This is a genomic window from Gilliamella sp. B3127 (assembly GCF_026536935.1).
GTDB classification, from domain to species: Bacteria; Pseudomonadota; Gammaproteobacteria; order Enterobacterales; family Orbaceae; genus Gilliamella; species Gilliamella apicola_E.
Map to the genome: position 1 here is coordinate 529544 of NZ_JAFNNI010000001.1, position 20443 is coordinate 549986.

The 20443-nt window shown below is 33.6% G+C and carries 14 protein-coding genes; 8 read left to right on the forward strand and 6 right to left on the reverse strand.

Going from position 1 to position 20443, the window contains the following annotated elements:
- Nucleotides 1–5: 5 nt before the first annotated feature.
- From J3U00_RS02350 to tkt, 3 genes are all read left to right on the forward strand, one after another.
- A complete protein-coding gene (locus J3U00_RS02350) occupies nt 6–242 on the forward strand; it encodes a FeoC-like transcriptional regulator (RefSeq protein WP_065561719.1) in 237 nt (78 codons plus the stop codon).
- A 769-nt stretch (nt 243–1011) separates the two neighbouring features.
- A complete protein-coding gene (tal, locus tag J3U00_RS02355) occupies nt 1012–1962 on the forward strand; it encodes a transaldolase (protein ID WP_065561718.1) in 951 nt (316 codons plus the stop codon).
- A 115-nt stretch (nt 1963–2077) separates the two neighbouring features.
- Nucleotides 2078–4084: a transketolase gene (gene tkt, locus J3U00_RS02360; RefSeq protein WP_267331393.1), complete on the forward strand. Its 2007-nt coding sequence runs from the start codon at nt 2078–2080 to the stop codon at nt 4082–4084.
- 246 nt (nt 4085–4330) lie between these two features.
- Here tkt and J3U00_RS02365 read toward each other — a convergent pair whose 3' ends face one another.
- From J3U00_RS02365 to J3U00_RS02380, 4 genes are all read right to left on the reverse strand, one after another.
- Complete coding sequence (locus J3U00_RS02365) at nt 4331–5896, reverse strand: phosphoethanolamine transferase (RefSeq protein WP_267331394.1); 1566 nt, start codon at nt 5894–5896, stop codon at nt 4331–4333.
- A gap of 205 nt (nt 5897–6101) precedes the next feature.
- Nucleotides 6102–7490, reverse strand: a complete 1389-nt coding sequence (locus J3U00_RS02370) for an MATE family efflux transporter (RefSeq protein WP_267330221.1) — start codon at nt 7488–7490, stop codon at nt 6102–6104.
- Between the two features lie 9 nt (nt 7491–7499).
- On the reverse strand, nt 7500–8816 hold the full coding sequence (gene rimO / locus J3U00_RS02375; protein ID WP_065561714.1) for a 30S ribosomal protein S12 methylthiotransferase RimO: 1317 nt from the start codon (nt 8814–8816) through the stop codon (nt 7500–7502).
- 195 nt (nt 8817–9011) lie between these two features.
- On the reverse strand, nt 9012–9911 hold the full coding sequence (locus J3U00_RS02380; RefSeq protein WP_267331395.1) for an ABC transporter substrate-binding protein: 900 nt from the start codon (nt 9909–9911) through the stop codon (nt 9012–9014).
- A gap of 194 nt (nt 9912–10105) precedes the next feature.
- On the opposite strand from J3U00_RS02380, the gene J3U00_RS02385 reads away from it, so the two are divergent.
- The 3 genes from J3U00_RS02385 to J3U00_RS02395 all read left to right on the forward strand — a co-directional run bounded on the left by J3U00_RS02385 (nt 10106) and on the right by J3U00_RS02395 (nt 15778).
- Nucleotides 10106–12079: a TonB-dependent receptor domain-containing protein gene (locus J3U00_RS02385; protein WP_267331396.1), complete on the forward strand. Its 1974-nt coding sequence runs from the start codon at nt 10106–10108 to the stop codon at nt 12077–12079.
- 644 nt (nt 12080–12723) lie between these two features.
- On the forward strand, nt 12724–14274 hold the full coding sequence (locus J3U00_RS02390; protein WP_267331397.1) for a hypothetical protein: 1551 nt from the start codon (nt 12724–12726) through the stop codon (nt 14272–14274).
- 538 nt (nt 14275–14812) lie between these two features.
- Nucleotides 14813–15778, forward strand: a complete 966-nt coding sequence (locus J3U00_RS02395; RefSeq protein ID WP_065563273.1) for a sugar-binding transcriptional regulator — start codon at nt 14813–14815, stop codon at nt 15776–15778.
- 52 nt (nt 15779–15830) lie between these two features.
- On the opposite strand, the gene pssA is transcribed toward J3U00_RS02395, so the two are convergent.
- Both pssA and ydiK read right to left on the reverse strand, forming a co-directional pair.
- Entirely contained in the window at nt 15831–17186 is a 1356-nt protein-coding gene (gene pssA / locus J3U00_RS02400; protein WP_267331398.1) for a CDP-diacylglycerol--serine O-phosphatidyltransferase, read from the reverse strand.
- 132 nt (nt 17187–17318) lie between these two features.
- Nucleotides 17319–18371: an AI-2E family transporter YdiK gene (gene ydiK / locus J3U00_RS02405; protein WP_065734485.1), complete on the reverse strand. Its 1053-nt coding sequence runs from the start codon at nt 18369–18371 to the stop codon at nt 17319–17321.
- A 102-nt stretch (nt 18372–18473) separates the two neighbouring features.
- Here ydiK and eco point away from each other — a divergent pair, with 102 nt between their 5' ends.
- Both eco and J3U00_RS02415 read left to right on the forward strand, forming a co-directional pair.
- On the forward strand, nt 18474–18968 hold the full coding sequence (eco, locus tag J3U00_RS02410) for a serine protease inhibitor ecotin (RefSeq protein ID WP_065563276.1): 495 nt from the start codon (nt 18474–18476) through the stop codon (nt 18966–18968).
- 305 nt (nt 18969–19273) lie between these two features.
- Complete coding sequence (locus J3U00_RS02415) at nt 19274–20383, forward strand: extracellular solute-binding protein (protein WP_267331496.1); 1110 nt, start codon at nt 19274–19276, stop codon at nt 20381–20383.
- The last annotated feature ends 60 nt before the right edge of the window (nt 20384–20443 follow it).

Genomic DNA, 20443 nt, shown 5'->3' on the forward strand with positions numbered 1-20443 from the left:
TTTTTATGCTTATAACATCAATCCGAGATTATGTTCAATTACGAGGGCGAGCCAATTTGCTAGATGTGGCTCGTCACTTTCGTTTACCTGAAAGCGCCGTTGAACCGATGCTTGATTTTTGGGTAAATAAAGGAGTCATTAAATTAGTAAATAATAATTTATTAACTTGTGCTGGTAAGCAGTGTTCTGCATGTATTAGTTGTAATTTAGCCGTTTATCCCAATTATGTTTGGGTTCAATAATTTATCTTCTTTTAACAATCTTAATTAATTAAATCAGGTTAACCTGCCTTAAATATACTAAATGTATCAAATGTATTAATCTTTAACCTTTGATTAAACCCTGTCACTTTTTTAAAAATTTAGCTGCTTATTTTTGCCTATTTTTGTTATCTTTTAAATAAAAAGGTCAATATATTTTTTATTCAATATCTTTTTTCGAGACTTACATCACAAAATTGAATTTATTTATACCTCAAAGTAACAAATGATATTAATATGAACGCATGTTCATTTTGGTGTGATGAAACACAAAATATAAAACATGAAGCTATTGGTGCAGATGATGCTGTATGTAAAGTGAGACAAAGCATTGTAGAATATTAAAACAGTATTTTAGGTTACATTGCTTAAATAAAGTCATGAAATACATGCAGTATAAGCCGTGATAGATTATCCGCCATGAAAAATAGTGATCACATTATGGCAATGGATGCAAAAGGGTTGAATTTGCTAAAAATTGATTCAACTAAGGTAAAAATCATAATTTAAAAGTGGTCTATTTTCTGAAGAAGTAGAACGTTTTTTATTACTATGAGTTTTAAAGTAACGAGTTGTTGAATTACGCTTAAATTTAGCTTGCTTGAGCTTGCTAACTTTTAATTTTGCTTTGTTTTTATACTATTTTTGATAAAAATAGCCTGAACTGAAACGACTTTATCCTGTCGTTTTATTACTTAATAAATGTTATTATAATTATGTTTAAAAAACATGTAGTAGAGGAATTTGAAGTATGAGCCAATTAGATGAATTTAAAAAATTAACTGTCGTGGTTGCCGACACAGGTGATATTGATTCGATTAAACAGTTTTCTCCAGAAGATGCAACGACTAATCCATCGCTTGTGTTAAAAGCAGCTCAACTTCCTCAATATCGTTCTTTAATTGATTCAGCTGTTGATACTGCTAAAAAATTAGGTGGCAGTAAAGAACAACAATTAGTTAATGCTTGTGATCAAGTTGCGGTGAATATAGGCGCCGAAATTCTAAAAACAGTTCCAGGTCGAATTTCAACCGAAGTCGATGCGAGATTGTCGTTTGATAAACAGGGATGTATTGAAAAAGCGCGTAAAATTATCGATTTATATAAACAAAAAGGCATTGATAAATCGCGAATTCTAATCAAAATCGCCTCAACTTGGGAAGGAATTAAAGCAGCAGAAGTTTTGGAGAAAGAAGGTATTAACTGTAATTTAACTTTACTATTTTCCTTTGCTCAAGCGCGAGCTTGTGCAGAAGTTAATGCGTTTTTAATCTCACCATTTGTTGGGCGTATTTATGACTGGTATCAAGCAAAGAAACCAATAGAACCTTATGTTGCCGATCAAGATCCGGGCGTAGTATCTGTTCGTAATATTTATAACTATTATAAACAGCATGGTTATAAAACAATTGTGATGGGAGCAAGTTTCCGTAAAGTCGATCAAATATTAGCGTTAGCGGGTTGTGATCGTTTGACCATTTCACCAAATTTATTAGCGGAAATGCAACAATCTAATGCGCCAGTAGAACGCAAATTGAATCCGAATCAAACAATTGTAGAACGTCCATCGTTAATGACTGAAGCTGAGTTTAGATGGCAACATAATAGTGATGCAATGGCAGTTGAGAAATTAGCTGAAGGCATTCGAGCCTTTGCGGTCGATCAAGGTAAACTAGAAGATATGATCGGAGCACTGCTTTAATTATTAATAAAAGGGGAGAGAGTTCCCCTTTTTAATTTTGTTACAAACCTGTTTTATTTGTCTGCTGATCGCAGACTATCAATGAATTATTAAATATTTTTTGGAGATCATTATCATGAATGCAACCACACTATCCCACCGCGAATTAGCAAATGCGATAAGAGCATTAAGTATGGATGGCGTGCAAAAGGCAAAATCAGGTCATCCAGGTGCACCAATGGGGATGGCTGATATGGCTGAAGTACTTTGGCGTGGATTTTTAAAACATAATCCAACCAATCCAAATTGGGCAGATCGTGACCGATTTGTGTTATCCAACGGTCATGCGTCAATGTTAATCTATAGCTTGTTACATTTGACTGGTTATAACGTAACGCTTGATGATTTAAAAAACTTTCGTCAATTAAATGCTAAAACAGCAGGTCACCCTGAATTTGGCCATGTTCCAGGTGTTGAAACCACAACAGGTCCACTTGGTCAAGGTATTGCTAATGCAGTGGGTATGGCAATAGCTGAAAGAACATTAGCTGCTCAATTTAATAAGTCTGGCCATACAATTGTTGACCACAATACTTATGTATTTATGGGTGATGGCTGTATGATGGAAGGGATCTCTCATGAAGTTTGTTCTTTAGCGGGAACCCTTAAATTAGGCAAACTTATCGCTTTTTACGATGATAATGGTATTTCAATCGATGGTGAAGTTGAAGGTTGGTTTACTGATGATACTGCTAAACGTTTCGAAGCTTATGGATGGCATGTGATTCGCGGTATTGATGGGCATGATGCGAAAGCGTTAGCTGAAGCTATCGAACAAGCACAAGCTGTAACTGATAAACCATCATTATTAATGTGTAAAACTGTCATCGGTTTTGGTTCGCCTAATAAAGCCGGTAGCCATGAAAGTCACGGGGCTCCTCTTGGTGATGCTGAAATTGAAGCAACACGTAAAGCATTAGGTTGGTCTCATCCTGCATTTGAAATTCCTAAAGAATATTATGATGCATGGGATGCAAAAGCTAAAGGTAAACAACGCGAAGATGAATGGAATGCTCGTTTTGATGCCTATGCTAAAGCTTATCCTGATTTAGCGAAAGAATTTAAACGCCGTATGAATGGCGACTTACCAAGTAATTGGCAACAAACAGCCAAAGATTTTGTTAATAAATTACAAGCAAATCCAGCAACAATTGCAACTCGTAAAGCGTCACAAAATGCAATTGAAGCATTTGCTCCAGTATTAACTGAATTCTTAGGTGGTTCTGCTGACTTAGCGCCAAGTAATTTAACCATGTGGTCTGGTTCTAAAGAAATTTTAGCCAACCCTGCTGGTAACTATATTCATTATGGTGTGCGTGAGTTTGGTATGTCAGCAATTATGAATGGTATTTCTTTACATGGTGGCTTTATTCCTTATGGTGCAACCTTCTTGATGTTTATGGAATATGCTAGAAATGCAGTACGTATGGCAGCATTAATGAAGATTCGCTCTTTATTCGTTTATACTCATGATTCAATTGGATTGGGTGAAGACGGCCCAACACACCAACCAGTAGAACAAATGGCAAGCTTACGCGTGACACCGAATGTAAGTACTTGGCGTCCTTGTGACCAAGTTGAATCAGCTATTGCTTGGCAATATGCGGTTGAACGAAAAGATGGTCCAACTGCACTTATCTTCTCAAGACAAAATCTTAAACAACAAGAGCGTACAGCTGAGCAATTAGCTAATGTTTACCGTGGTGGTTATATCTTAAATGATTGTAGCGGTACGCCAGAACTTATCCTTATTGCAACAGGTTCAGAAGTTGAGCTAGCTGTTGAGGCTTATCACAAATTAACCGAAGCAGGTAGAAAAGTAAGAGTTGTTTCAATGCCATCAACTGATGCATTTGATAAGCAAGATCAAGCTTATAGAGAATCAGTATTACCATCTTCAGTAACAGCTCGTATCGCTATCGAAGCTGGTATTAGTGACTATTGGTTTAAATATGTCGGTTTAAACGGCAAAATCATTGGCATGACAACCTTCGGTGAATCAGGCCCAGCAGAACAACTATTTGCTAAGTTTGGTTTCACGGTTGAAAATGTTTTAAACCAAGCCAAAAGCCTATTGAAATAAATCATAGTTTCATTAACAAAATAAAACTTCGCTAATAACTTTAGCGAAGTTTTTTTATATTTCTATTTTATATTTTTTGCCTTTTTTCATGATTTAAATATTGGTGATGATATTTGTTTTGAATAATAGCTAGGAATTTATCCATTTTGTAGACAATAATTATTATTTTTGATTCAACAAATTTTGAAAAACCATCACTATTAATTTAGTGATGGTGAATTGATCTTAATCAGTAAACATCAATACTTAATACGGATTAGGATCTTTCTTCAAATTATCAAATGGATATAACTTATTTTTCCAATCTTTAATTTGAATATCTTTTTGTTCGGGGATATCAATCAGATTATATTGCATATAATCATGGTGAACGTTTAAATTAATCCCCATCCAATGACTTAGTAGATATACGAATTGATACCCGGTAATTTGTTTATTGATTTTAATTTGATTCTTTTCTGATGAATCAAAAAATATTAATGGCACTTGATAACTATTTTGGTATTCCCAATTATGCCTTAAATCTTGATATTTCTCAGCGTGAGAAAGCCCATGATCGGCAAAGTAGACTACAGAGTAATCTTCATTGTGTTTTTTCAATATATCAATTGTAGATTTTATTAAGTCATCGGTTTCTTTAATGCTACTGACATAGCAAGATATATTCTCGTTTTTGAGATCGAACTGAATATCAAATTGTAATCTTTTACAAAAATGAGGATGTGAACCAATTAAATGCATAACAATGAGTTTTGGTTTATCTTGTTTTTTAGATAATAAGGAATCTAATTCTGGTAGTAGTAAAGTATCATATTTACCACGAGTTGATTTACCATTGTACTCACCTTTTTTAGTGTAAAAGATATTTTTACTATAAGCGGAAATTCTTGGTACAGTTATTTCCATTCTACCTAGTTTTCCTTGATTAGATAGCCAATAGGTTTCAAATCCAGCATCATTAGCAATAGCAATAATATTATTATTTAATTGAGCATTGACTTCATTATCATCTAAATAGCTAGACTGACTAATTAAATGTGGAATTGAGGATTGGGTATTTGATGCAGGAACAATTAATCCGTCCCAAATCACCGAGGCATTTTTATTGGTGAAAGGAGTATTATCATATTTAAAGCCATAAGCACTCATGTAATCTTTACGAACACTTTCACCAATGATAACAACATAGGTTTTATGTTTAGGATTGACAGAAACAATGGGTATTGTATTGGGTTGTTGTATTTGTCTAAGTTGTTCAGCCTTTTCAGTCTGATATATTTTTGTACTTAAATATAAATCGAAGCAAAACTCAAATGCGGGATATTTGAAATTATCTATTATTAAAGTTGTTATCGAAGATAAAGTAGTTGGCTGATATTTGATGGCACTTTTAACCGGTTTATAAAAACAAATCATTAATGCTAGTGCAATAACATAATAATTTTTTATTTTAGGAAATCTAAACTTTTTAAAAAAAAGAATAAAGAAAATTACTAATAGGAATGGTATTAAATAAAAATAGAGAGGTAATTGCGAACAGAATTCTTGCATTTCATCGATATCAGTTTCTGATATGGCACTGACTACAGCAACATTGGGATATCCATAGTAAAATCCTATTGGAAAATAAAGTGCAGCTATGACGAATGTTAATCCGAATAAGAAACGGAAAAAAGTGAATCTAGCTAAAAAAATTAGAGAAAAATAAGTAAGAAGTATCCTATCAAATCTTAGCGGGTAACCTAATAAGTAAACCAATACTACTGAAAGACAAATACAAATAACATGCGATAGTAATTCTTTTTTTAACATTACAAATTTATATTAATAACAATCCATTGAAGAGGTAAAAATTATATAAGTAATTAAATTTTAAGCAATATAAATTTATTTACAATTTAGTTTCTTTTATGACTTTTATATTTATTAAGTTAGATTAAGTATAGATATTAACAATTTTAGATAAAATATAGCCAAACTTACTCTGTTTATTGATAAGTTTGGCGAGAAATTTTTATTATCGTGAAGCTCTTTTCAGTATAATATCTTGCGGTTGTTTTTGAATGTAGATCATTCTACCGATAAGTAAGAACGCTGCTACAGCTAGCCCTAAAATAATTCCTATCCAAAAACCGGCAGCACCAATTGGCTGTATGACAAGATCGGTTAATCCTAAGATATATCCAACTGGTAACCCTACTACCCAATAAGAGATAAGGGTAATAAAAAATATGCTTTTAGTATCTTTATAACCACGTAATACATTGCTTGCTACAACTTGCAAGTAATCAGATACTTGATAGATAGCGAGTAGAATAATAAGTTGTAGGCAAATAGTGATAACATCAATCTCATGGGTGAATATGGTAATAATTGGTGACCTGAATACCACCAGAATTAATGCTACCACTACGGCTATCATGAATGATATGGCTAAACTTACATAAGCTGTTTGTTTGGCCAATATGGGTTTGTTTTTACCTAATAGGTAACCAACTCTAATACTAGTTGCTACCCCTAAAGATAAAGGTATTGCAAACGTTAAACTGCTAATCGTGAAGATAATTTGATGTGCAGCAACAGTTATTTGACCAAGTGGTGCAATAAGTAATGCAACTACCGCGAACAAGCTCATTTCAAAAAAATAGGCCAAAGCAAGGGGAGTACCTAATACAACTATTTTTTTGATGATAGCAAAATCAATCAGTTTTGTTAGTGGTGTTTTACGAATATCCCGTTGAGTAGTTGTCGTTAAGGTATAGATACGAATTAAAGCAAACATTAACCAAAAGATTATTGCTGCGGTAATGCCACAGCCTACACCACCAAATGCTGGCAATCCTAATTTACCGTAAATTAAAACATAATTAATGGGGATATTAGCAAGTAATGCAATAAATATAATCACCATAGCAGGCTTTGTGTTAGATAAACCTTCACATTGATTACGATAAACTAAAAATAGCAAGAAAGCAGGTACGCCCCACATGATTGAGCGTAAAAATGATACCGCTACATCAACCATTTCTGGATCGATTGGATGGTCAGCTGAGCTTCTAAAACTAATTATTTTGTCCGAATTGTACAAAACTAGCATCATGATTATGGATAAGATCAAAGCAATCACAACACCTTGACGAGTCTGATCAGCAACTTGTTCACGTTTAGCCGCACCATTTAAATTGGAAATTATCGGTGTTAATACCGTTAATAAGCCTTGTCCAAATAAAATAGTAGGCAACCAAATTGATACAGCTATGGCTACACCCGATAGCGCTGTTTTGCTGTAGTTACCTGCCATAATGGTATCAACAAACGTGATCGCGGTTTGAGATATCTGTGCAATCATGACAGGGATTGCCAACGTAACTAAGTTTTTTATTTCGTGTCGATAATGTTGCTTCATTGGATTTATTTACTGTTTTACAGTACCCCATAAATCATATTCATCTGAATGTTCAATATTTACTTGAACAATATCGCCGACTTTAACATCTTTTTCTTCATTTAGATAGACAACACCATCTATTTCTGGCGCATCGGCCATGCTTCGCCCAATAGCACCTTCTTCATCAACTTCATCAATCAATACAGATAATGTTTTACCTATTTTATTTTGAAGTTTCTGTGTTGAAATCGATTGTTGTAATTGCATAAAACGGTGGAAGCGTTCTTGCTTTATTTCTTCTGGTATTTGATCAGCTAATTGATTTGCAGCAGCACCTTCCACTGGGCTATAAGGGAAACAACCAACACGGTCTAATTGCGCTTGAGATAAAAAGTCGAGTAATAGTTCGAAATCTTTCTCAGTTTCACCAGGGTAGCCAACAATAAACGTTGAACGTAAGGTAATTTCAGGGCAAATCTCACGCCAATGATGAATTCGCTCTAAGGTTCTTTCAATTGTGCCTGGGCGTTTCATTGATTTTAAAACGGTAGGGCTAGCATGTTGTAAAGGGACATCTAGATAAGGTAATATTTTTCCTTCTGCCATTAATGGAATCAAATTGTCGACACTTGGATAAGGGTACATATAATGTAGACGCACCCAAATACCAAGAGTAGATAATTGCTCGCAAAGGGTATGAATATCAGTTTTTAATGGCATACCATTCCAAAAGTTTGTACGATTTTTGACATCGATACCGTAAGCAGAGGTATCTTGTGCGATAACTAAAAGCTCTTTTACGCCACTATCGACTAAACGTTTTGCTTCATCAAGAACATTACCGATAGGACGACTAACCATCTCCCCACGTAATGATGGGATAATACAAAATGTACAGCTATGGTTACAACCTTCAGAAATTTTTAAATAAGCATAATGTTTAGGTGTTAATTTTACGCCTTGCTCCGGTACAAGGCTTGTAAATGGATTATAGCTAGGTTTTGGCGCATATTTATTAACATGTTCAAGAACAGCTTCGTAACTATGAGGTCCTGATATTTCTAGGACTTTAGGATGAACATTACGTATCTGATCTTCTTTCGCGCCAAGACAACCTGTCACAATAACTTTGCCATTTTCATTAAGGGCTTCACCGATGGCCTCTAATGATTCTTGTACGGCACTATCAATAAAGCCACAAGTATTAACAATAACCAAATCAGCATTGTCATAACTTGGCACTACTTGATAACCTTGAGTACGTAGTTCAGTTAAAATTCGCTCAGAGTCAACTAAATTTTTAGGACAACCAAGGCTCACAAATCCAATAGTAGGGGATGACATATTCATAGTAATTTAAAATTTATTGAGGTATTTATCGAGAATCTAAAAGTTTATTAATTTAGATTAAAATAATAGGTGAGCATTCTAACATAATTAAATTAGTCGAAATAAAAATTTTTAATTTGCAGTGATGAATATGGAGAGAAACTAGAAACAAGCCCTTACTGAAATAAGGGCCTACATTATGATAAAAAATTATTTCAATGCATTAATGACTTCATCAATTTGACGATCTAAACTTTCGATACCACCACCCGATAAGTACCAAAGATCAGGTGTTAAATAGATAACCTCAGTTTTACTTTTCGCTAATATTTTTGGATTTAAAAAGTCGTTTTTCATTGCTGATTGACCAATAGCTTTACTTCGGTCAACGACATAAACAATATCAGGTTTTACTTTACTAATATAGCTGTTATCAATAAAGGTTGGTTTAGGTTTACCACTAGGCTGTGGTGTTAGTGGTACAGCCCGTTTTACTTTCAACACATCATGAATTAATGCTGCGCTTGAACTGCCATTAATAAGAATCATTTTTCCATCATTATGAATAGCAACTATTGCTTTTTTGTGACTCGCTTGTGCAACAGCTTGTGCGTTGGTCACTTTTGTATCAAGCAATTGAATCAAATCTTCAGCTTTCTTTTTAGTTCCAGTTATATCTGCTAGAACATTGATATGATTTTTAGTTGATTCAAGATAATTCTTCGCGTCAACACTTAAATTAATTACTGGTGCAATTTTCGATAATTCTTCAGTTCGACTAGCTTGACGACCATCAATAACGATGAGTTGCGGTTTAACTTGTTTAATTGCATCGATGCTTGGTTCTTTCATACTACCTGTATCAGAGACACTTTTATATTGCTCAAGATAAGAAGGAAGAACGGAAAGAGGTGTTCCTACAACAATAGAACCTTTACCTAATGCATCTAAGGTATCTAAAGCACCATAGTTCATTACTACCACTTTACTTGGTGATTTAGGAACAACAACGGTTTGTTTATTATCTGGATTCACAGTGATTGATGATTGGCAACCTGATAACCCTAAAGTAAAAGCTATTAGAGTGCTTAATAATATTTTTTTATTCATATTGATACCTTTTGCTTTGATGAAAATGATAACCATTATTATTTAAATGATGTGAAATGTCTAGATATAAATAATTTTTCGTAAATATATTGATAATCATTATCGAAAAGTTATTGATAATTATTCTCATGTGGGTTATTGTAACGCACGGCTTGCTTTGCAAAATATCAATATAAATAATAAGGTTATAAAACATGAATACTAAAATTAAACTGGCAACACATGTCATAAATACAAGTATTTTATTATCATTATCTGGTTTAGCGATAGCAGACACTGATAAAAATACTGATACTATGGTGGTGACAGCATCAGGATTTTCTCAACAAATTAAAGAAGCTCCAGCAACAATTTCGGTAATCACGCCAGAGGAAATCAGCAAAAAACCTTATCGTGATGTGACTGATGCGCTTAAGGATATTCCAGGTGTCACGATAACTGGTGGCGGTGATTCAACTGATATTAGTATTCGTGGTATGGATGCCAAATATACTTTATTATTAATTGATGGTAAAAAAGTTAGCACTCGTGAAACCAGACCTAATAGTGATAATTCTGGTTTTGAACAAGGCTGGTTACCGCCTTTAACTGCTATAGAACGTATTGAAGTTGTCCGAGGACCAATGTCATCGTTATATGGTTCAGATGCTATGGGTGGGGTCGTCAATATCATTACTAAGAAAGTTTCAAATAAATGGTATAGCGGTATTCGAGTTGAATCAATCATGCCTTATCGTTCAGATGAAAAAAATACCTATGTAGGTAGTTTTTCAACTATGGGACCAATTATTGATGATATTTTGGGGATTCAATTATATGGTCAATATAGTAAGCGTCATGAAGATACATTTTTGAATGGCCATTCCGGACAAAGATTACGTAGTATAAATGGAAAATTATCGCTTAATGCTTCAGACACACAAAAATTTGATCTAGATTTTGGTCGCTCTAGACAAAATAGTAATGCATCAGCAGGAAAAACAAGACCTCTTAGTCGTGGTAATTTCAATCGAGATAATCGCCGAAACTCTTATGCGTTAACTCATAATGGTTTATTTGGTGATGTATCAACGACATCTTTTATTGCTCATGAAGACAATAATAATCCAGAAAGAAAAATGAAAATTCGTAATACTGATGTTGACTCACGTATGACAATTCCATTTTCAATCAATATGTTAACTATCGGTGGTAAATATACTTATCAAGAACTTCATGATAAAGGCAACCAGTTAAAGAAAACTTTAACCAAAATCGATCGTTGGAACTATGCGTTGTTTGCTGAGGATGAGTTAAGTATTTTAGACAATTGGAGTATGACATTAGGTCTTCGCTATAATAAAGATGAAAACTATGGTAATAACTGGAATCCAAGGATTTATAGTGTCTGGAATATTAATGATAACTTTACTTTAAAAGGTGGCTATTCAACTGGATTTGCGACGCCTCAACTGCGTCAAGTTGTTTCTGACTGGGGTCAAGTTACTGGTGGTTCTGGAACGGGTAATAAAGGGATGATAATGGGTAATCCAGATCTTAAACCAGAAAAAACAAATGAATTCGAAATAGGTGTCGGTTATACCAATGAATATGGTATTGATGCTTCTGCAACGGCATTCTATACAAAATATAAAGATAAGATCCAATCTTATTATATTTGTCGTGGTGCAGCTGGTTCAAGAAATTGTCAAATTTCTGGTTATAGGGAAAAATTTGATTTTGTTCAAGGGCGAGAAAATGTTGATAAAGCCGATCTTAAAGGTCTTGAGCTTTCATTCAAAACACCATTGTTTACTGATTTCGTATTAAGTTCTAATTACTCTTGGATCAAAACAGAGCAAAAAACTGGTAAAAATAAGGGTAACCCTTTAAACCGTACACCAAAACAAAAATTCAATACTCAACTTGATTGGAATCTCACTCAAGAGTTGGATTTATGGACTAAGGTTGCTTATTATGGGGTAGAAACTACCACAGATCGCAGTGGTAAGAAAATTGAATATCCAGGCTATACCTTCTGGGATGTCGGTGCGTCTTTCCAAATAAATAAAAATGCTAAAGTATATGGTGGCGTTTATAACTTGTTTGACAAAGATGTTTCAAACGATGACTTTGGTAAAACATTAGAAGGGCGTCGTTACTTTATTGGAACAGAAATTAATTTTTAATATTTAAATCTCACCAAGTAGCTAGACTTCTTAGCTACTTGGTAAAACTGTTTATTTAACCCATAATACAACTGATTTAAAATTCTAATAACTCTTCTATATTTATTTAATTAATCGTTTTTAATTAATTAACTCTATTTGAAATTATTTTTTATCGATATTTGCAAAATGATCTTTGATTAACTAAAAATTATCTTTTATTTAGTCTATTGATCAAATAGTTAAAATTATTCTTTCTTAACCATTCTTAAAAATTATCTAATTTTTTATTAACACATAATTTTATTATAAAAATTTCTTATTAATTAATATTAATCAATATTAATCATATAAATATAGTCTTTATATGAAATTGTATATTAAATCAACTTTTATCATATTTCATACTTCAGAAATTTAACTTGCATATTCAATAGATTAATTTGATTAAATTATTATTGATTGATCGATAATTTCGATCAATAATTTGATCGTTTTAAAATTTAAAAGCTTTAATGTCTGATCTTTAAAGAACAATTTCATAATAACAAGCTGTATGAGTTCTATTCGGTTTAGCTGTTTGAGGTAGTGTATCAAAAGTGGACATATAAAGGAGTGTTTTTATATTTATTTGCAACAGCATGTTAATAAAAAGGAGATTTACCTTGAACTGGTTAGCAATATTAAAAAGTGGATACTTTAATTCAATTTCTATATTAGGCAATAAAGTATTAAAAAATAAACAAAACTATTTATTGGGCATTTTACTATTGTCATTAGTTAATAATATTAATGCATTACTACCCGTCTCAACGACTCAATTGATTCATGGTAATTCACCAATGATAGCGATCAATGATGAAATAGTTGATTCAACTGCCTTTAACGAGAAATTGAGTGTTGTTAGCATGCCGGATGGTCGGCTACGCAATTCAGAAAGTGATATTAACGATTTTAAATTGGACTCTAATATCACTCTTAACCAAATAAATTGGATAATTGAAGGGAAAAAAGGTTCAAATGAAATTACAATAATTATTGATGCCAATGGTCACGATGTTAAATTGATGGATATCGCCAATAATCTCAATATCAGTATTTTTGATGAAGATGGAGATACAGGTATTCCTGATGGCGTATTAACGGCTACTTGGTATTATAGTGTTCCTGGTGGTAATAAAAATGGGCTAGGTGAATATAAAAAAGTACCTGAAAATGAGTTAACTAAAAAAATAGATCCCTGCAAAGCACCTTATAAATTAGAGCTTTCAATTAAGAATATAAAAGTGCAAACAGAATATGGTCTGCCAAATGAATCAGAACATATTTATGACGATGTTTTTAAAACATATAATTTTAAATCCAAAATTAATCAAGTGTGTTATGCTCGGACTTATCCAACCATGGATAAAAATATATGGTCTTGGACTCAATATAATAATGATACTCCTAGTGGTTATGGTTGGGGAGCGTCAATAGATCCTACACCTAATCCAAAACATGGAGGTGGTTATAATAAAGATGAGTGGCATCCAGAATTAGGATTTTTACTCAATACCAGTGCTGGGCATAATAATCGTTTTCCTCATACTGCATTTAAAGGAGCATCATTCCAACTTTGGATGAGTAATGAACAACAAGATTATCTGTTTTCAACAGATGATAATAATATCTCAATTGATAAACTTGGTATTGTAACTTTTAATGGCAAACCTAAAAAAAGAACCATCCAAATTTTTGCATGGCCTAAAGATGCAAGCGGAGAGTCTGATAGGATTGTATTTTGGAGTGATTTAAATTTCTGGGCAAAACCCGGGAAACAGACATTAACATATTCAGAAGGTCTTTGCGGAGGAATTCAAAATCAATTAACGCTTACTGACTGGGTTAATACGCCTCAAGCAACCAACACAAATACTAACTCAAGTTTTAGAGAAACCGGAAATGCGATGACCAGAAAAATGAATGGTGGTTTAAGCGGTGAATGGGGACAGCTAGCTATTGATTATTATCCTAAATCAGATTTTCCTACATCCAGTGCAATTAATGGTACTAACCAACGGCTAGCATGGGTTTCTGATTTCACTATGGAGCCTCAAGGAAAAGTACATCGTGTTGTATTTATGCTAAATGGTGGAATTTTTAAAGCTTATAACAATCCTTGGCCTAGTGCGCCTTTCTCAGTAACGTTTGAAGTTTGTAAAGAAACTTGGTAAGAACGCATAAATTCGATTAGATATAGGCTCATGTGATAATCATCACATGGGTTTGATTAATCTGTATGACAACTCTTTAACTATGAAAAAAAAGTTGAGGAACGGGGTTTTTGAACTTAAAAAAGCGAATATTTTTTATTAAAATCTAATTTTACTCCATTTGTATATAATGGTGATAGTGCTAAAGAAAAATGATTTCTAAGCTCAAACTGCTGTTATACAAATGAAGGTGGCTTTATTCTATTTCTATAAAATACTAGTTAGCTAAGTCATAATAGCTCATCAACCAATTTGCCATTACCAAACAAGATCTATTTCTCATCCTAATGAAGAAAAATATATATGTTAAATTATGTTCGGCATTGATTAAATTGATAATAATTTAACTATATAAAGATAGTGAAAATCTCGAAAATTAAAGATTATTAATCGATAAACTAAACATTGCGAAATCATTTATTAGACATGGAGAATGGCAAGCTAGAGAATTTTGTAATATATTAACAATCAGCTAAGCTAATAATGAAAGGCAAGCCTAATGGATATATTTGAAGATAAACAAGAGTCAGAACTACTTACTGAAATTGCCGTTGCTTACTATGAGTATGAACAAACGCAAGAAGAGATTGCCAAGAGATTTGGTCTTTCACGTATTAAAGTTGGGCGTTTGCTAAAAAAAGCGAGAGCAGAGGGGATTGTTGAGATTAATGTCAAATATCACCCGATTTTTAGCTCGCGTATTGAGCAGCAATTCGTTAATAATTTCGGTATTAAAAGAGCGTTAATTGCTTTAGATCACCAAGACGAGGATGAGCAACGACGACAAGTGGCGGCACTTGTTTCAAATTATTTATCCAGTACTTTGAAAAATGGTATGACGGTAGCGGTTGGACAGGGGCGTAATGTGGCTGCAATTGCTAGTCATGTAGGCGTTTTTCCTGAAAAACAATGTAAATTTATCTGTGGTATTGGTGGTACTCAGCGAGTTGGAGAGATTATTGATGCCGATCATATCAGTCGTAGCCTTGCGAGAAAATTTAGCGCAAGTAGCGAAACTTTGTATGCACCAGCTTATGTTGAGAATCGTGAACTGAAACGTGCGTTTATGCAAAATCGGGTTATTAAAGATACGATCGAACGCGCTAGTAAAGCTGATATTGCTTTAGTTGGTATTGGTGATATGAATGAAAACTGTTACATGGTACAGTTAGGCTGGTTTACCCCGCAAGAAGTCACATATGCTACTTTGAATCAAGGCGTAGTTGGTGATATTGCAGGTTATGGTTTTTTTGATATAAATGGCAATCCTGTTGATACAACCATGAATGATCGGGTAATTGGTTTAAGTATTGATGAGCTACGTAACATTCCTTGTGTTATTGCCATTGCATCAGAAAACACTAAAGCGACAGCAATTTTAGGTGCGCTTCGCTCTGGTGTCATTGATATTATTGCTACTAGTGCTTCAAATGCTAGGATGGTGTTGAACCTAAATAAAATTTAAGTTGTATATGAGCTATTTGTAACAATGTAGCTATTTATTATCACTTTGTTAATTATAATAAGCGTTTAATAATTCTATCAACCCTAATTCGGCTTAATCGTTTAATTAATTTATGTACATTTTTGGGATAAAACACGCTAGCTTGAATTTGTTGAAAATGTGTAACTAAAGTCGTTTTTTCTCGAATTGCGACGAGTTCTTGTTTGATTTGTTTTTGTAATTCGTGTTTTGGATCGTGGATTAATATTGCATTTTCCAGATCTAAACGCCATGCTCTAGGATTAAGATTATTACCTGTGATCATCATCCAACTATCATCGACCCAAATACCTTTTAGATGATAGGTTTGATCGCCATCTTTCCATAATCTAATGATTAACTGTTCTTTGTCTATGAAATTTTGAAGGCGTTCAACAAAGCGTCTTAAGTTGATTTCATATAAATAGGGTAGTCCACCCGAAATATTAAATGGCTGATCTTCTGGAATATAAAAGTCGTTAGCAACTTTATCACCAATAATGATCTCAACTTGTTTTCCTTTTCTTAGGAGGCGAATAATATCGCGCACTAATATATTGGGTAGATTGAAATACGGAGTACAAAATATAATTTTTTGTTTTGTGACATTTATTAAATGGTGAATGACCTTATTGAGCTGATTATTTCGCCCAAGACCAACTATTGGAGAGACCGATAATGTATCATTATCCGTATCTGCCACATATTGATAATTTGCGTCGGTAAGATTTTGACGTAACGCTTTAATTTCTGGTTTAATTTGTTTGCGAGTTTTATGTTCACTAACATCTAAACGTTGCACACCTTCAGCAGAAAGGATATTGTCATTGACGTAATTGACCATGGTGTCAGATAGCGCTTTATTGGTTATAAAGTGATATCTGTCATAGCGGTATTTATCCAGTTTATGTAAATATACATTGTTGATACTCGCACCACTATAAATCACGGTGTCATCGATGATCAAACCTTTTAAGTGTAGTACACCAAGTACTTCACGGCGATTAACGGGGACACCATAAATAGGAATATCAATATTTGGATGTTGCTGTTTTAGATCATAGTAATACCGAGCATTCGTTTGGGCTTTATCTTCACCTATTCGTCCACGTTGAGCACGATGCCAATCAACAAAAATCTTGATATCTAAATCTGGGCGCGCTGTTTTTGCTTGATAAAGTGCATCAAGTACCTCACGGCCGGCTTCATCTTTTTCTAAATAAAGTGCAACAATGTAGATACGGTGCTTAGCTTTCATAATATGCTCAAGCAATGTAATTCGATAAGATTTTGGATCGTATACAATATGATATTGCTCAGCATTTTGCTGAAGTTTTGCTAATTCATTTAGATGCTTTTGATGGTTGTATTTAATAAATGGTATTCGCATGATTTAAATATCATTAAAACTGACACAAAGTGTAGAATATCACAATTTATGTCAGAAAATAACACTCCTATTTTTCATAGGTTATCCTATGTTTAAATTAATCTGTTTTTATTCAGTCTATTAACTCAATATTTAAGATTGTTCATTAACCCAAGTTTGAATAATTTTATAGCTTAATGCTAGCACGACTGGACCAATAAATAGTCCCATAATACCAAAAGCCAGAATACCTCCAATTACACCAAAAAGTATAAGTAAGAAAGGTAGATCGGCCCCTTTTTTTATCAAATATGCTCGCATTACGCTATCTAGGGTAGTTAATATGATGGCAACTACAATTAATACAATACCTGATACGATATGACCATCCCAAAATTGCCAAATAATACAGCCAATCATTACGATAACTGGTCCAATTTGAGCAACACAGCAGATGAATAAAATGAGGGTTAATATGCCTGGAAATGGCATTTTGGTAATAATAAAGCTTAAGCCACCAATTAAAGCTAATGTAATGGCGGTGACAACCACGCCTAATGCAACTGCTCGTATGGATTGACCGGCTAATGTAACGGTAGTAGTTCCATATTGTTTAGATAAACGATTAGCTAAAACATAAACATATTTAGTAATGCTTTCACCTTTAAGAAATAGCAATAAACTAAATATAATCATCACACCAGCATGGAATATGAAAACGCCAATGTTGGTGACTTGTTCTAATAGCCAGCCAATCATTGTACCAATATAGGGTTGAATATCAGATACTAATTCCGACCCATCGGTTTTAATAATTTCGAGCCATTTTTGGTGTAGCTCCTCACCAAACATAGGAACGTTTATTAACCAGTCAAAAGTAGGTAATTCTCTATGAGATAGGTTTCTAACCCATTCGATAAGGTAATGCCCATTTTGAGCGACACTACTAATGATGAGAAGAAAAGGAATGACACAAACAAATGCCAATATTAATGCCATAACTAACAGTGATAACCAACGTTTATTAAACAACTTTTGTTGGATTTTTATCATTAATGGCCAAGTAGCAATAACCACCATAACGGCCCAAAAAAAGCCAAACAAAAATACTTCTATCACTCGATAAGTTACTGTTATAAGTAAACCTATCAGTAATAGATTTAAAATTAGCTTTAGTAAATCATCGGTTTTTTTTTCTGCTGGCATTTTTACCTCATATTCTTTAATCTAGATAATGTTATTATACGCATTATGTTTTGAAAAGCATACGATGTCGTATCAATTAGACAATTTTCTTGGAGATATAAAATGAAAAAATTAATGTTGTTAGTTTTGATGGGTGTAACATTATCAGCGTGTGCAAATACACAAAAAGTCCCTCAAGTTGCGCAAAAATTGAATGAAATCGCGCCATATCCTAACGCTAAAGTCGGTGCTACGCGTTATGTGATTCATCTTCCTAGCTTAAAAGATGAAGCTAACGCAAAAGTAGAAATATTAGTTGGTAAAGATATGAATGTAGATTGTAATGCACATAATTTAGGTGGGGTAATTAAAGAAAAAGAGCTTAAAGGATGGGGATATTCTTATTACGAAGTTGAAGAAGTTAAAGGAACGCTTTCAACCATGATGGCTTGCCCTGAAAGTGCTAACAAAAACCAGTTCGTTACAATCAGACATAATTTAGGTTTATTAAATTATAACAGTCAGTTACCATTGGTATTTTATGTACCAAACGATGTAACAGTTAAATATAGAATTTGGCAACCAGATTCAAAAGTTTTGCAAGCCACTGCCGAATAAAAAACGTTAATTAATTGTTAATAGCTCGCTAACAAAGGGCTGATTGATTAAAATATAGTCATTCGGTCCTTAATCTAAGTTTATTTGATTTTTTATGTAGACATCTGTAAAAAAAAAGGTATTTTATCCCTCGTAATGCAAGGTTAGCTCTACTTGTTCATTAATTCAATTAATGACTCGTAATTGCCTGATTACCTCGGTTTCGCCGTTAATTAAGATAATGGTAAAATTTGGGGGTCCGTTGTGTTTCACAATGGGCTTGTGTCTAACATGTAATATCCCTAACTAGAGGAGAAGTGGTGAGCATGTTTACTCAACGTAAAACAATTCTTTCAATCATAGCTGGTGTTTCACTAGCATTATCTCAATCTGCTATAGCTAAAGATCGCGTTGTGCATTTTTATAATTGGGCAGGTCAAATTGGTAACGATACTATCACTGATTTTGAAGAATCGACTGGTATCAAATTAGTTTATGATGTTTATGACTCTAATGAAGCACTTGAAGGTAAATTAATGGCCGGTCATTCTGGCTTTGATGTAGTTTCACCTTCTGATAGTTTTTTAGCAAGACAGATCAAAGCTGATATCTATCTGCCATTAGATAAAAGTAAATTACCAAATTGGAAAAATCTTGATCCTAATTTGATGAAATTAATGGCAAACCATGATCCTGATAATAAATATGCAATTCCTTATGTATGGATGACGACAGGTATTGGTTATAACATTGATAAAGTTAAAGAACGTCTTGGCGATAATGCTCCAGTTGATAGTTGGGATCTAGTCTTTAAACCTGAAAATATGGAAAAACTTAAAGATTGTGGTGTTGCTTACTTAGATGCGCCAACTGAAATCTTTGCGAGTGCACTTAAATATTTAGGTAAAGATCCGAACAGTACTGATGCGAAAGATTATACCGGTGCCGCTTACGAGTTGTTAGAAAAAGTAAGACCAAATATTCGTTATTTCCATTCATCACAATATATAACTGATTTAGCTAACGGTGATATTTGTGTAATTTTAGGTTGGTCAGGTGATATATTACAATCTCGTGACAGAGCTAACGAAGCAAATAATGGTGTGCATATTGGCTACCATATTCCTAAAGAAGGTGCATTAGTATTTTTTGATACATTTGCTATTCCTAAAGATTCAGCTAATCCTGATGAAGCTCACGAGTTTTTAAACTTCGTTATGATTCCAGAAATTGCTGCACAGGTAACTAATGATGTTAACTTTGCTAGTGCAAATAAAGCGGCTAACGATCAGTTTGTAAGACCAGCAGTGAAAAATGATCCTGCAGTTTATCCAAAACCAGAAGTTATGGAAAAATTATTTACCCTTACAGTAAAAGATCCTAAGCTCGAACGTGTGATTACTCGCACATGGACAAAACTTAAAACGGGTAAATAACCGTTTGAACGTCAAATTATTGACTTATATATTCTAGGCGGAGAGGTTTAATAACCTTTC